This is a genomic window from Alteromonas naphthalenivorans (assembly GCF_000213655.1).
Classification (GTDB): Bacteria; Pseudomonadota; Gammaproteobacteria; order Enterobacterales; family Alteromonadaceae; genus Alteromonas; species Alteromonas naphthalenivorans.
The window spans coordinates 4661831-4674277 of record NC_015554.1; the positions used below are offsets into that span (position 1 = coordinate 4661831).

Here is a 12447-nt window from a genome sequence, read left to right on the forward strand (position 1 = left end):
CGCTCATTTAAAGGTTACTTTGCGACAGCGCTAGAGCAGGTGGGTTGTCCTGAAGACATTGTTCCGAAGCTAGCAGGGCACAAGCAATTGTCTTTGACGTATAACTTGTACAGTAACAGTACGTATAATGAAAAGGACGAACTGTAGCAGTATGTCTAGAGAATTTACGAGACTGACTGCTTAAATATCATGCCTTATTAATTCAGCATGTAACCTTTTTATTTTCTTCTACAACATGAAGTACATGTGTTGGTATATTCAGAAACTCGTAAGCAGCGGAAGTTTTCTTAACGAACCTGTCGTCACAACTCATTATTGCTGAACAATAATAGCCCATTGATGCGTGCATCATATCGCTACTAGTACTAACAAAGCTATTTGAGTCATGTGGCTTCTTATCTGGATAATAACCGACCATATTAAGGATTTGATAAACTCCAATTACATGGTCTGAGGGGGCGTTGTCATGCTCTGGAAAAGCAGGGCTTTTCTCAGTTACACCAAAGAACTGCTCGATCGTTACCTCTGAGTTAGCCATTACGTCATTTTTAATTACTTCCTGCCAAATTTGCTCAACCACATTGGGAGGCGTGATATTGTTTAGACGTAAAGGGTTTACATTCAGGTTTTCCCTAAATTGAAGCAGTATTGAAAGCTCGCTGCTATCGACTTGTGTCTGAAATGCAGCAATACTCTGCTTTACTAAACGTTTAAATTTTGTCAATTGCTCTTCTTGGTTGCTCTCAATATTTTTTTTCAGGTTATCAATAAATGCTTGAGGCAGTCCGTCTTCGCCGAGGTCGTCTAACGGCTTCAAGATATCGTCATGCAACCTCTCAAACGCGTTAATTATGTGCATCTCAATTTCTGTAAGTGACATATCAGGTAGTCCTCCCATCATTTTTTGATTGATGAGAGTTTGAGACTCAATTAAATATTCGAGATTTAAGTTGTTGGCATATTCATCGTAGAGTTGAAAAGGAGAAAGTGAGCGAATCAATATTTCATTCTGGGGTACAAAGTTTGAATCGGTGACTCGTCTTATATGGTAAGCATCTAGTTCACATAAAACTTGTAGGAATGGTTTTGCATCTCCTCCACCATCCGCTGCTCGTTTTATTTCCTTTAGCGTTTCATCTGAATACACAGCACGAAAGTCTTTGTGGAAATTTGGAATAATGCCTAGTAGTTTTTGCTTCCTCAAAGCGTCTATTACATTTTGGTCTATATATACTAGCGGCCTAGCATCATCAAGTTCAGAGTATCTTGGTAGCATGTTCACCTCTTTAACTTAAGTCGATCAATAAGCTCGAATATTCAACCTTAGTTACTGTGTGCATAACTTGAAGACACTGTATGGATACACTTATTTATATGCAAATATTTTTTTCATGCCTTTAAGGTTGAGCCTATTTAGGTATAAAAATCTGAGAGTCCAAATCGACAATGACAAAGCCGCAACGCCCCCCATAGGGTACCTCTACGCATCACAGGAACGCCGCTAAGACAATCTTCAAACCAGTCGCAACGCTCACTCGACCAAACACGAAGACAACGCACAGGCTCTGCTGGTGACTTGTCTCTGTGACTCCCTGACTTAAGCAAGAAAAAGTAAAAGCATAAGACACGGCACGAATACGCTCTGTTGTTCCGTCCACCAAAGTAAGAGATCTTGACACCCGCTCACACCACTGTCAACAACTCTGATTTTTGAGATTATGACACTGTCATATTGTCAGCATAAGTTTTTGACAGTTACGGCTTATAAGTCTCGAAGTCCAGCTTATATTGACTTGGATGAGTTTTAACATGCCATAAGCGTGGATTAAAAGGGCCATTAGTGATTAGTTGTACTATGTCTTGCTTATCTTCTTCAGTCATTTTTAGCCCAAAGTAAACATCCGTGATATTGTCATTGGTAAGTAGTAATGACTCTCCGTTATGTTCAAGTTGGTTCACCCAGTGAGGACTAAAAATGCTCCTATACTCACCTTCGTAATCCCACTCTTCAGACTTGCGGAAAAGTGGAATCAAAGCTTTAACTACCTTCGTCATAATTGGGAACGTTATTGTGGGGTAGTCCTCTGAATAGACTATTTTTCTGGCATTGTGAAGAACGCTTGTAGGGTTATTTGTCACTTCAAACCTTACGCAATATCCCTTGTGAGAGTTAGCATAATGTGACCAGAAAAGAGGGTTATCATTTTCAGACGTAAAGCAACAGACTCTAGTTTGTTCATATTCTCCTGCAATGGCGTTGCGAAGTGCCTCTCTGATATTTTCATCTGACAGAACACTTTCGATCGACCTGCTTGGTAGTTCTACTCCCCTTTCTTTGTATAGCTCATTCATGAAATTGATATCACTAACGAATCCCTTAAGGTCGTCGTTATCAATTAGAGGGTCAGGCCAACGTAAATGAAACTTACAGTCAAAGGGATCATTAAATGACTCTGGGTTATTGTGGTAGAGCAGTCCATCAGTAAAAAGCGCTGCATGCCTACTAGCATATTCCTTAGAGTAAAATGAATATCTGAACAAACCATCCTCGCCCATCTGATGAGCTGTCTTGTGTTCATCTGCAAATTGTAAGATTAGTGGATCAATTTCCCTTTGCATTATCAATAACCTTAGTATTGGTTTATCACTTTCCTTGACTAATTTACCTTACGAAAAAAAAATGACCAAACGTAACACCCGTTTTTTTGTAAAGTCACGGAACGCCGCAATCGCATAAGAAGGGTATTACCTCGCCCCCTCCCCCCTGTACCCCACGAAAGATCCTGAGAAGATCTATGAGAAGACTTTGAGAGTCACTAAGCTATAGGCATACCTGTGCCATTACAAGATCGTATAGGCGCATACAGAGCTAATTATTGAGAGTGTAATTTAGGGGTAGATATTGGGAAGCTGATGGAATATCGTAAAAGAAGATTAAGGAAATGATGTGAAACTAACCGTGACACAAAACGTACCACAGTTAGTTTCAAAGCGCTTGTAAGCCCTTGATTTATAAGGACCTAGAAAGCGGGGCGATTCTTACATCATGCCGCCCATATGAAACATATCTTTTTGATATATTTAACTATTTTATAATGGGAAGTTATTGATACCCCTCATTATACCCTGCATGACAACCGACACACGATGCAGCTGATTAAACTTGGTTTTTTGACACCATTCCGATAGATACGCGGCAATACAAGCCTACTGAGCAGCTTTTATTTCAGTAGTGTCGTTAAAGGCAAGTCGCTCACCCAGTGGGGGCAGAATAGAAAACTTTTCAGACACCCTGCACGGTTTTAAATTGCTGTTTCCATATTTGAGCATAGCATGAAGCTATACACAAATATGGAGATTCGATATGAGTGTCAAAATTGTTCGCATGAAAGAAGTCCAGCGGATAACTGGGCTGTCTCGATCAACAATCTATGCGCAAATTGCCAAAGGCCAATTCCCAAAGCAGGTAAAGCTCACCGGAGCACGTTCAGTGGGCTGGCATGAGGCCGCTATTATTGAATGGATTGAGGCAAGGCAACAGGCTTAGCCCTTCTATCTTGCCAGAGCGATAAAATTGGTAGACATGAGGGATTCAAAATCCCTTGCCCTCGCGGGCGTGCCGGTTCGAGTCCGGCCTCTGGTACCACCTTCCCCCCTTTATAGACCCAACAGATTTTTTTGACCGTTTTCGGCGTTGAACCTGATTGGGATGCAACTGGGATGCAAACCCAGGTAACTTTCAGTCACTTTCAATTCCGATAGCGTTGGCAGCTATGCTTCGCCGTCATAACGTTTGCTTGCTAAACAGTGGCTTTGTTAGGGGGAATGTTCAGGAATAGAGGGCAAGATGGATAGGTTAGAGCGAATGCTCAACCCTTTCTGATAGCTTGTAGCTATTACGGATGTCAGTATCGAGAATTCCAGCAGAATGCAGGTCACTCAGCACTGCCCGAATCTGATCCAGGCTCAGGTCATAATCAGCACTCTTAATGACCCGCAGAACGGGCCGAATCTTGCCATTTAGGATGTCGAGGGTGAGCTGGGCCAATTTTTGCCTACAATCAGCATCAATGGCGGGGTCACTATCGGGTAAAGGCTCATGCTCAGCAGGATGGGAGAGCAAACAGCTATTAGTTTCCCTCTCAGCACCAGCCAAACTAATCATACCCAAGGTGCTGACCTCCAGCAGCAATGCTAAGACGGCATAACCAACGGTTCTGGCAGTATCTAGATCGATGTTCAGAGTATGGCTAATGGCTGTAAACAGCTTGGTAGTTTCAAGCTGATTCAACGATGAGGATAACCCAACCTGTGCTAGAGTTGATTGCTTCGCGGCTATCTCTGCTTGAAATCTCTCTATCCTGGCCGCACTGTTTTGAGCTTGCTCCCACTGCCGGTGATAACTGCTTCCTAGCCTCTTATTCAGAAGCTGTTCTTCGATAGCAATATTTTTCTGAAGACCATCAATTTCTTGCTGAAGTGACATATATTCAGGTGACCGTTGCTGCGTTTCTTTAATTAGCCGCACCTCTGAAGAGAGAAAAAAAGCGCAACTGGCAAGCCAAGAGAAGACCATCAACACAAGACTGAGCATTTTGAAGTATCGACTGATTCGACGCTTAACCCAGAAGAGATATTTTCCAACATCAATACAGCAGCCGATAAGAATAAACAACCCCGCCATAAATATGGCGTGATCACTTTCACTTGTCTTCATCACGTCTTCAAAGTCAGCGCCAGATAGCGACATTGCAAATAATCCAGTCAACAACATGCTAACCAAGAAAAATACAGTCTGAACAAACCAGATAAGTTTAAGCATGATGGAAAATATTTTGTTAGAAATTTAATTTTTCATTTTTGCTTTACCCCGTGTTCACAAACAAGCAATTACTTTTCGGACTAGAAAGTAGATTTTTATTACCTTTTTAATAACAGGTGTTTTCTTCAAATTGTTACGCAGTTGATTATTAGTTGTGACAACATTCACATTTTTGAAAAATCAATAATAGCCGTGAACTTGGTTGCATAATTTTCTTTTCCGTTTGAAAAGTTTCTAAACGCATCACTCTCTTTTTGTCTATACGCTGAACACATCTGTGAATTAGATGTGTTCCGTTTTTCAAGGACCGAAGGAGTTTCGAGTGATGTCAGGTTTCGAAGATAAAATGGCTCAAGCTGCAGCTAAGAAATTGATTTCATCATCAGGTATTTTACATTCCATGCATTTCAAGACCAGTAATCTGCCCGACGAAATAATTGATGTCATGTCAAAATTAAACTTAGCCGAACAGCACTCTCTGATTCACCGCGCTCATCGCTTTCTTAGTATTGAAGTTGACACTACTGCGCTGCAACGCCAACTATCAGAGCTTGAAGTTCTGCGTGAAGAAAAAGAACTGGAAGACAAATATCTGTTTATGGGCGCACCCCTGGCTTTAATGCAACGATTGTTTGGCACACATGCAGCCGACTTTTCCCGCCGCCGTAGTGCATTGAGCATTCGTGGTGTTGGCACAGGGAGACCACCCGCTTGTGACGAGGACACCGAGCTACGAATTTGGAAATTGTGGGAAACTCACCAAGGTGTCGAGGAAAGATTGCGCTTTATAAAGGTCGCTGAGGATGCTGGGATTGACCTTCATATGATATGGAGCGCATTAAAGCCTTACCTGGATAAATAGCCAATCAAACTACGCTACCAATTCTCAAATCGCTAAAAATCTACTTTTAAGGGCATTTCCATAGGCGTATCATAGGGATTATCAGCTTCTCGATATCTATCTAAGGAGAGGATAATGTCCAGAAAATATCTCATTCCCCTGGCAACAACCCTGTTGCTTATCTCATCACTTGTCTTGCCAGTACATGCTGAATCAACCAACTGGTATTATCTTGTTAAAACCTACCCGCTGATGGGGAACGACTCTGCCTTAACCCAGGCAATGAATAAACTCGGTGCCAAGGGTTGGGAGCTGGTCAACTGTACGGAAGGCGACGCGGAAATAACCTGCATTTTCAAACGCCGGGAAAAAGAGTAGACAAGCCATGAAATACGCGAAAAAGTCTTTCCTTATATTGTTTGCATTACTCACTGGATTACTTTTGGCTTGTTGGCGAGTGCTATCATTTGCATTCAGCGCCTTAGACTTTGAACCTGATGCCGATGAAAAATCCGATACCAATGTCTGGTACAACTATCGAACGGGAGAAATTGACCCCGTTAAACGATATGACGGCATCTATCAGGAAAGACTTCAGAAATAGCCCATGACACGGTAGTGTCATGGGCTAAGAGCAATGTGCTAAATCCACCCTCGTTCGGCAAACGATATGACATCTTGATCGCCGACCACAAAGTGATCCAACACTCGAACATCAACCAATGCCAATGCGCTTTTGAGCCGATCCGTGATCTGCCGATCTGCGGCGCTCGGTTCAGCAAGCCCTGATGGGTGATTATGAGCCAATATGACAGCCGCTGCATTGATCTCCAAAGTAGCCTTAACGACTTCTCTGGGATAAATACTACAGCCATCAATGGTGCCTCTAAACAGTTCTTTTCCGTCAAGTAGCCGATGCTGGCTATCCAAGAACAGACAATAGAAAATTTCATATTTTCGCTCCGCCAGATGCAAACATAAATAATCTCTTACAGCGCCTGGTGAAGTGAATTCGTCATATTTTCTATTAGTCATCCGCTTATAAAGTAACTGTTTGGCCTCAGCGATGATCTGATTTTCTTTTTCCAGTGCCGTATTCAGCGGATACTTCTCACTGGATTGATGGTTAGTTTCCATGACTGTGCTCCAGATAAAAAATAAGGGAACACAACCAGCTCCTTATGGGAACGGTGGTTCCCATAAGAAAGGAAAAGACAACAGGCTAAAAAGTTAGCCTGTTGTCGATGTGGTTAGTTATCCATTTGCGACCTGATGAGATCCGGACTGATCGTCAAAAACTCTGTCGTCTTCATAGACAAGTTCGTTATTGACTTTCAGCGTAAGGATGCGCGTCAGGAATCCACCAATCGCAGAACCCAACTCACCAGCACGTTCACCTTGTTTGTAGATGAATGCTTTGGCGCGAGGGTTGGCCATATTGAACCGGATCAACACTTTCGTATCGTCTGACTCGATGGCCTCCCGGTTTTCAAGAATGACACCGAGAGCGGTTTCTGCACCCACAATGAGATCATGATATTCATAATGCACATTGTCGGCAGGCCCCTGGATAACTGATACTTGAGCTGCATAGCGAGGAGGTTTACCCTCTCCACTGATGTCACGGATAGCATTAAGATAGCCTATGCCATTCGCATACTCGTTAAAGTATCGGACTTCCTCTGCGGAGGCAGAGTTGGTTTTTTCATTTTGGGTTGTTTTACTCATAGCAAGTCTCCTAAATCAATGAGTGAAAAAAGGAGTTGCTGACCCAGTGGGGCAACAAGCTCCCCGGTTGGGTGAGTGAACAAGTTGATCTTTCAACACCTCAGTTGAGATAGCTGCATACCCTGAATTACACAGTGATCGTGGTATGGAGGTGCTATTGAGACAGCAATAGCTACTGGTAAATATCGTTAGCTTTCTCATTTGGCACCTTTATTTTTGCCCGCAGACCGATTTCTAAAACTGGGCTTCCGCAGGCTGACATTTCCTGCCGCTGAAGTACCGCGAGTCAATGCCTGAGTAGCCCCTTCCAACTGTGATGCAGCGCGAATTCCAGCAAGCCCGAGATATAAAGAAAGCAGGATGGGTAAAATCAAATATAAGCCGCCTGTTAGAAAGTTCAGGATAATCCGTTTCAGTGTGAGATCGGTGCTGAACAGTGTGGTGATGCTGCCAGGATCAGGATAAAAGGCTTGTATCAGGTTTTGATCGATCCACCAGGCAAAGAACCACAGCACCGTCCAAAACTTCACGGAGAACAAGATTAACGCTCCGATGATGAGCAAAGAAAACTTGTAACGACTGATCAGAATAAAGAAAGGCAACAACGTATACAGCCCCATCAATACTAACGACTGAACCATGGGAGCGGCTTCCAAAAACACGCGCAGAAAAGCGGCAAAGGAAATGGACGCCTTACCAAGCCCATACACCGCCAAGCCTTGTTGCCCAGCATTCTGTACCGCAGCAAAAATACCGCTTTGTTCGCCAACTTCGAAGTCCACCAGATTACCGTAAGCAAAGTCATAGCCTCGTGTTGTCCAGCGCGGTGGCGAGTTAATCAGGGCGAGTTGCGTAATCACATCGCGCCGCTGCACCGCATCCCAGCCGGGTTCTGCCGCTGCCGATTGCAGATCGATGTCACCAAGATCGTTCAAGACCGCTTGCTGAATACGAGGCCACCATTCATTGCAGTAAGGTTTACCGTAAACAGGATGGTTGCTGGCATCCCATTCCACATCTCTCAGTGCCGACCAGGGAAAACCTTCCCTGATTGAGTCTGACCGCAGGCTATCGTAATACCCCGCAATATCCTGAAAAACATGAGAACCGATCCAGTCGGGGTCGGTATCGCCATAACGGTTTAGTATTGCATCAATCGCTGCACTGTCTGGTCGTTCAGTCAGATACTTTGAACGCGCTTCGATGAAACAGTCTCGAAAAAAGTCATTTATCTCGTGGCGTAGCTCCGGGTCTTTGATAGTGGCATCTCGCAACTCATTGGCGTAGCCTCGGTAGTCCAATGTAGGTGGAACATCCTCCATCACCGCACGATTAAAACCGGAACTGAAGCTCATTACGGCAAACCAGAACACAGGCACATTAACGGTCACCGGCGCACCATTGAAAGAAATACCGCCACCATAGGTAGTGCGCGAATTGGCGACGGTCGCTACTGGCTGTGCTGGTGTGCCGATTACCGCCCTTGGCGTAAACGATAAATCAACGGCATTTAATGGCGTTGCCGGAACCGCAGCTATCAGAATTACGAAGAAGGCAATAAAAAACTCCACTTCGATAATCCGTAAGGTAGTATTGCCTGCTTCTTCAGCGTCTTCTCCGGCATAGGATCGAATGATGGTATCAATCAGAATGCCCAGAAAAGGCAAAAAAACCATACCTGTCGCGACAAGTACATCCCAGATGCTGTTATAGAAAAACCAACCAAATAAGGTGGTGTAGAGTTCGAGTGTGCTATCCACAGCCATAACTATGCACTCCCCAAGCTCAATAGAGTCTGTAAAGGGTTCTGCACAATCAGCAACTCATAGAGAACAATCAGTATCACTAGAGGTAGTCGAGCTGGTTTTTGCCTTGCCTTTATCTTGAGCCTATTTAATAGGTGTTGAATCAAAAAAGGCCAAAGGCCAATCAACAGACAGTAAATCAGCAGTCGCCATCCCAGCCAGGCATGCCCATCAAATTGATGTGCAGGCAGCTGGTTTGAACTGACCAACAGACTCACAATCAACCCAGCCATAAACAGTACGACCAAGGCAATCAAGGTAAATAACCAGCGCCAACCCTGCTTATTTGAAACCGATCTCATCATGGCTCTACACCACCATTACTCAACGGACGGGGATCTTCAGGTGTAGAGGCAGGCGTGTTGAGCGATGACTGACGCTCGGCATTGTCGCGCAACAACAATTCGACGACAGTTGAGGTTACAAACTTATTGCGCGCATCTTTTTCAAAGATGACATTTTGGATTTCTCCCTCTAATTCATCGAGGGCAATCTGCACTTCTTTCTGTGCAATTTTATTGGCAGCGATATATCCCTCTTTCCGGCCTGACAGTAATAACCGCCGTATAATCATGGCTTCTTCCATCACCCTGGCTTCTGCGACTTCCTGAGCCAGCTTATGAACTACAATCGACCGTTCCTGTGCGGGGAGTTGACGAAGAGCGAGAATCACTTGCAGTGTGATAGCGACACCAGGAGCTTCTACCTCATTAAGGTGATCCCGCGTGGGACGTGTAGCACCCGCAATCAGGTTTACCAACAGCGGTAATATATCTTCGGTAGTTTGTTCAATGTAAGGAATCAGCCCCTTGCCGGAGCGAGCGCCCTTAGAGCAGCCATCGCAGATGCCAATTTCCACCTCACCGAGTACATTATTAACCCATTCATCAACTGCATTTGGCCCATCGAAGTGATCGGCCAATGGCGCTGAACTGGGTAAATTGGCTGTGGTTTCCGGCGGCCGTTGTGACAGGATATTTAAGCCTGCAGTAGCCACATCGGTAAGTACACGAATCGGAGGCTGATCTTGCCCGCCTCGCCGTTGTCCTCCCACCCACTCAATGCCATCGTTATGAGCGTCTTCTGCATCATCCACCGCGTCATGAATATTGGCGTTACCGACACCCAGTGAGCGCTTCCAAGAATCGCCCCAACTCACCGTTACCCATTCGGCATAGGGGTTAGTGCCGTTAGAAATTTCATACTGAATGCGCTCACAGCTTTTGGTCGCTAGCGAGAAGGCTTCGTTAGCACGCAGCAGCGCATTCTGAAACAGGTCATAAAGGCCGGGGTTAGCTTTTTGTAGTATGTAGCCTGGTAGATTCGCTATGGCCGCTGATGCCGCCAGTTCCAGCGCATTCACGGCGTTATCAACACCATTTCTCAGATTGTCTAGCGAGTTCTCGATGGCCACCATCGGGTCGAACCCGCTACAGGTCAACGCGGTAGCAGATGCATTCAATGACAAATCTATCGTTGTGATATTCAGGCTGGGAGGAATGGCAATATCCCGACCGCCGCCGATTTTGTAGTAAAACAGGCTGTCATCGTTAGGTGCTGGCTCAGCAAAGGATAGTTGAGCGCTCACAACGAAAATGACCGAGATAAAATAGTATCGATTAAACCTCATATGCAAATCTCCAGTGGCACAGTAAACAAATAAGCGCCTTGCGCTTCACAGCACTGGTAAGGTCGCCATAGAGAAAAGGCATATCGGTTATCATGGGCAATACGGCCAGACGACCAAGCCTGTCGGTACACATCGTTTTCGCCGAAGACATAGCACTGTGTGTCCATCTTCGGTGCCAACATTTGCCAGACACCTGTATCGGGATCGTTTTCTATCAGCTCTCCAGGCAGCCAGGTTTTGTTGTAGTCATTACCATCCAGTGCGGTATAAACATGGGGTTGTCGCGTTTGCGTAACGATGTTTCCTGCTCGTTGTGCTATCACAGCCGAAGCCTTGGTATCGTCCTTCTGATTGATGAAGCCTGTGCGCGGCCATACAGCACCCCATTGCTGCTGAATACCAGAACCGACAACGCGACGGCCAGGTATCAAATTATGTATGTAGAGCAATTCAGGGATACCCAAGCGCCACGTCAACGCATCCAGAGAAGATGACAGGTACGGTTGAAACGACTCGGCCTCTGACGGACAGTAATAACCACTATCCCCGATGAAATCAGTGATAGAACTAAATGGGTGACCAATTGCTGTAACTTCTTTGAATCGTAAGCTGTGATCCGTGGCCGTATTTCCTCCCTCAACACGATGGCCACCACCAGCTTCTGCACCATGAAACAGCGCTACAATAGAATCAGTTAATTGGCGCTCGATATCACCATAGATAGATTCGGCTTCCTCCCATGGATTGTCACCGGGTTTATCAAAGACACTAACGACCAAATCAGGGTTGTAGTGACGAACACGAATGCTGGTTTCTATCGAGCACTCGTAGATACTGCAACGCAACCAGACGCACACGCCTGTGATGCAGTAGTTCAGGCAAGAACGGTCGAGTGTCATTGACTGCGTAATATCGCTCAATGTTAGTCTTGTGGGTTCGGCTTCAAATGCTCGAACCGGGTTGCTGAGAACCGCTAATAAAGATAAGACAATGACAGGCAACCTATTCATGGACAGTTACCTCGCCGGAACTTAAACGCCACTGGCGATATTTTTCGAGGGCCTGAGATAAATCGGTCAGCCCATAAACCACTACTTGCTCATCAAAGATAACTGCCGGGTAACGATCTAGGCGATAGGCCATAGCAGCGCCCACCGCTTGGTAGGCATTGCGTAGCTCAGATTCAAGCTGGGCTTTACCGATGGCTTCAACGCGCCGTTGAAATTCAGCCTTTGCCAGTTCTTCATTGGCTGGCAGCTCCTCGCTTAAACGTCTTTCTACCTGGGAAACACTGTCCAAGTTTAATTGCGTTACTTTGGGGATATAGCTCTTGAAGGCATCCGGTGTAGCCACCGGATATTTATCAGAAGTAACGACCAACACTGACTCAGGCCACAGACTTGATGCAGCCTGTACTCCCGCACAAGCAAAGCCCATTATAATGGCGAATATTACTAACCTAGCTCGCATAGCCACTTGCAGCGATCTCCAATGTGTTGATGGCTCAATCATCGGAGTTTTTAAGTGGTGTTAATACGGAAAACCGTTCAGATAAAAAAGTAAGTTTTGAAATAATTCAGATGAGAGAACAGCAGTAGTAGTAATCCCCGTTCAAACACAA

At 45.0% G+C, this 12447-nt stretch carries 14 protein-coding genes and 1 tRNA gene; 5 read left to right on the forward strand and 10 right to left on the reverse strand.

From position 1 onward, the window contains the following. Window positions 1–202: 202 nt before the first annotated feature. Both AMBT_RS20320 and AMBT_RS20325 read right to left on the reverse strand, forming a co-directional pair. Complete coding sequence (locus tag AMBT_RS20320) at window positions 203–1276, reverse strand: hypothetical protein (RefSeq protein WP_013786547.1); 1074 nt, start codon at window positions 1274–1276, stop codon at window positions 203–205. Window positions 1277–1755: 479 nt separating this feature from the next. Continuing rightward, window positions 1756–2619 (reverse strand): DUF2971 domain-containing protein, encoded by an 864-nt coding sequence (locus AMBT_RS20325; RefSeq protein ID WP_013786548.1) that lies wholly within the window; start codon window positions 2617–2619, stop codon window positions 1756–1758. Window positions 2620–3364: 745 nt separating this feature from the next. Here AMBT_RS20325 and AMBT_RS20330 point away from each other — a divergent pair. Next, window positions 3365–3547: a helix-turn-helix transcriptional regulator gene (locus tag AMBT_RS20330; protein WP_013786549.1), complete on the forward strand. Its 183-nt coding sequence runs from the start codon at window positions 3365–3367 to the stop codon at window positions 3545–3547. A gap of 12 nt (window positions 3548–3559) precedes the next feature. Further along, a tRNA-Leu gene (locus tag AMBT_RS20335) sits at window positions 3560–3646 on the forward strand. 210 nt (window positions 3647–3856) lie between these two features. Here the strand turns inward: AMBT_RS20335 and AMBT_RS20340 are convergent. Beyond that, on the reverse strand, window positions 3857–4822 hold the full coding sequence (locus AMBT_RS20340; protein ID WP_013786550.1) for a hypothetical protein: 966 nt from the start codon (window positions 4820–4822) through the stop codon (window positions 3857–3859). 325 nt (window positions 4823–5147) lie between these two features. Between AMBT_RS20340 and AMBT_RS20345 the strand changes: the two genes are divergently transcribed. The 3 genes from AMBT_RS20345 to AMBT_RS20355 all read left to right on the forward strand — a co-directional run bounded on the left by AMBT_RS20345 (window position 5148) and on the right by AMBT_RS20355 (window position 6267). Beyond that, window positions 5148–5684 carry an STY4526/YPO1902 family pathogenicity island replication protein gene (locus tag AMBT_RS20345; protein WP_013786551.1) on the forward strand — a complete coding sequence of 179 codons (537 nt, stop codon included), beginning with the start codon at window positions 5148–5150 and terminating at the stop codon, window positions 5682–5684. A 114-nt stretch (window positions 5685–5798) separates the two neighbouring features. After that, a complete protein-coding gene (locus AMBT_RS20350) occupies window positions 5799–6041 on the forward strand; it encodes a DUF4177 domain-containing protein (protein WP_013786552.1) in 243 nt (80 codons plus the stop codon). A 7-nt stretch (window positions 6042–6048) separates the two neighbouring features. Continuing rightward, window positions 6049–6267: a hypothetical protein gene (locus AMBT_RS20355; protein ID WP_013786553.1), complete on the forward strand. Its 219-nt coding sequence runs from the start codon at window positions 6049–6051 to the stop codon at window positions 6265–6267. A 38-nt stretch (window positions 6268–6305) separates the two neighbouring features. Here the strand turns inward: AMBT_RS20355 and radC are convergent, their stop codons facing one another. The 7 genes from radC to AMBT_RS22040 form a co-directional block, all read right to left on the reverse strand. Next, window positions 6306–6800 carry a RadC family protein gene (gene radC / locus AMBT_RS20360; protein ID WP_013786554.1) on the reverse strand — a complete coding sequence of 165 codons (495 nt, stop codon included), beginning with the start codon at window positions 6798–6800 and terminating at the stop codon, window positions 6306–6308. A 117-nt stretch (window positions 6801–6917) separates the two neighbouring features. Continuing rightward, window positions 6918–7391, reverse strand: coding sequence for a DUF3577 domain-containing protein (locus AMBT_RS20365; RefSeq protein ID WP_013786555.1), 474 nt, complete (start codon window positions 7389–7391; stop codon window positions 6918–6920). Between the two features lie 197 nt (window positions 7392–7588). Continuing rightward, on the reverse strand, window positions 7589–9157 hold the full coding sequence (locus AMBT_RS20370) for a conjugal transfer protein TraG N-terminal domain-containing protein (protein ID WP_013786556.1): 1569 nt from the start codon (window positions 9155–9157) through the stop codon (window positions 7589–7591). Between the two features lie 2 nt (window positions 9158–9159). Then, window positions 9160–9501 carry a hypothetical protein gene (locus AMBT_RS20375; protein WP_013786557.1) on the reverse strand — a complete coding sequence of 114 codons (342 nt, stop codon included), beginning with the start codon at window positions 9499–9501 and terminating at the stop codon, window positions 9160–9162. Beyond that, a complete protein-coding gene (locus AMBT_RS20380; RefSeq protein WP_013786558.1) occupies window positions 9498–10826 on the reverse strand; it encodes an integrating conjugative element protein in 1329 nt (442 codons plus the stop codon). The genes AMBT_RS20375 and AMBT_RS20380 overlap by 4 nt, the downstream gene beginning before the upstream one ends. Continuing rightward, window positions 10823–11836, reverse strand: coding sequence for a TIGR03756 family integrating conjugative element protein (locus tag AMBT_RS20385; protein WP_013786559.1), 1014 nt, complete (start codon window positions 11834–11836; stop codon window positions 10823–10825). The genes AMBT_RS20380 and AMBT_RS20385 overlap by 4 nt, the downstream gene beginning before the upstream one ends. Further along, window positions 11829–12296: a TIGR03757 family integrating conjugative element protein gene (locus AMBT_RS22040; RefSeq protein ID WP_158306780.1), complete on the reverse strand. Its 468-nt coding sequence runs from the start codon at window positions 12294–12296 to the stop codon at window positions 11829–11831. Before AMBT_RS22040 ends, AMBT_RS20385 begins: the two co-directional genes overlap by 8 nt. Between the last annotated feature and the right edge of the window lie 151 nt (window positions 12297–12447).

Excerpts from the sequence above, each read along its gene's own strand:
- AMBT_RS20320 (WP_013786547.1), bottom strand. The coding sequence starts at position 1,276 with ATGCTACCAAGATACTCTGAACTTGATGATGCTAGGCCGCTAGTATAT.
- AMBT_RS20325 (WP_013786548.1), bottom strand. The coding sequence starts at position 2,619 with ATGCAAAGGGAAATTGATCCACTAATCTTACAATTTGCAGATGAACAC.
- AMBT_RS20330 (WP_013786549.1), top strand. The coding sequence starts at position 3,365 with ATGAGTGTCAAAATTGTTCGCATGAAAGAAGTCCAGCGGATAACTGGG.
- AMBT_RS20340 (WP_013786550.1), bottom strand. The coding sequence starts at position 4,822 with ATGCTTAAACTTATCTGGTTTGTTCAGACTGTATTTTTCTTGGTTAGC.
- AMBT_RS20345 (WP_013786551.1), top strand. The coding sequence starts at position 5,148 with ATGTCAGGTTTCGAAGATAAAATGGCTCAAGCTGCAGCTAAGAAATTG.
- AMBT_RS20350 (WP_013786552.1), top strand. The coding sequence starts at position 5,799 with ATGTCCAGAAAATATCTCATTCCCCTGGCAACAACCCTGTTGCTTATC.
- AMBT_RS20355 (WP_013786553.1), top strand. The coding sequence starts at position 6,049 with ATGAAATACGCGAAAAAGTCTTTCCTTATATTGTTTGCATTACTCACT.
- radC (WP_013786554.1), bottom strand. The coding sequence starts at position 6,800 with ATGGAAACTAACCATCAATCCAGTGAGAAGTATCCGCTGAATACGGCA.
- AMBT_RS20365 (WP_013786555.1), bottom strand. The coding sequence starts at position 7,391 with ATGAGTAAAACAACCCAAAATGAAAAAACCAACTCTGCCTCCGCAGAG.
- AMBT_RS20370 (WP_013786556.1), bottom strand. The coding sequence starts at position 9,157 with ATGGCTGTGGATAGCACACTCGAACTCTACACCACCTTATTTGGTTGG.
- AMBT_RS20375 (WP_013786557.1), bottom strand. The coding sequence starts at position 9,501 with ATGATGAGATCGGTTTCAAATAAGCAGGGTTGGCGCTGGTTATTTACC.
- AMBT_RS20380 (WP_013786558.1), bottom strand. The coding sequence starts at position 10,826 with ATGAGGTTTAATCGATACTATTTTATCTCGGTCATTTTCGTTGTGAGC.
- AMBT_RS20385 (WP_013786559.1), bottom strand. The coding sequence starts at position 11,836 with ATGAATAGGTTGCCTGTCATTGTCTTATCTTTATTAGCGGTTCTCAGC.
- AMBT_RS22040 (WP_158306780.1), bottom strand. The coding sequence starts at position 12,296 with ATGCGAGCTAGGTTAGTAATATTCGCCATTATAATGGGCTTTGCTTGT.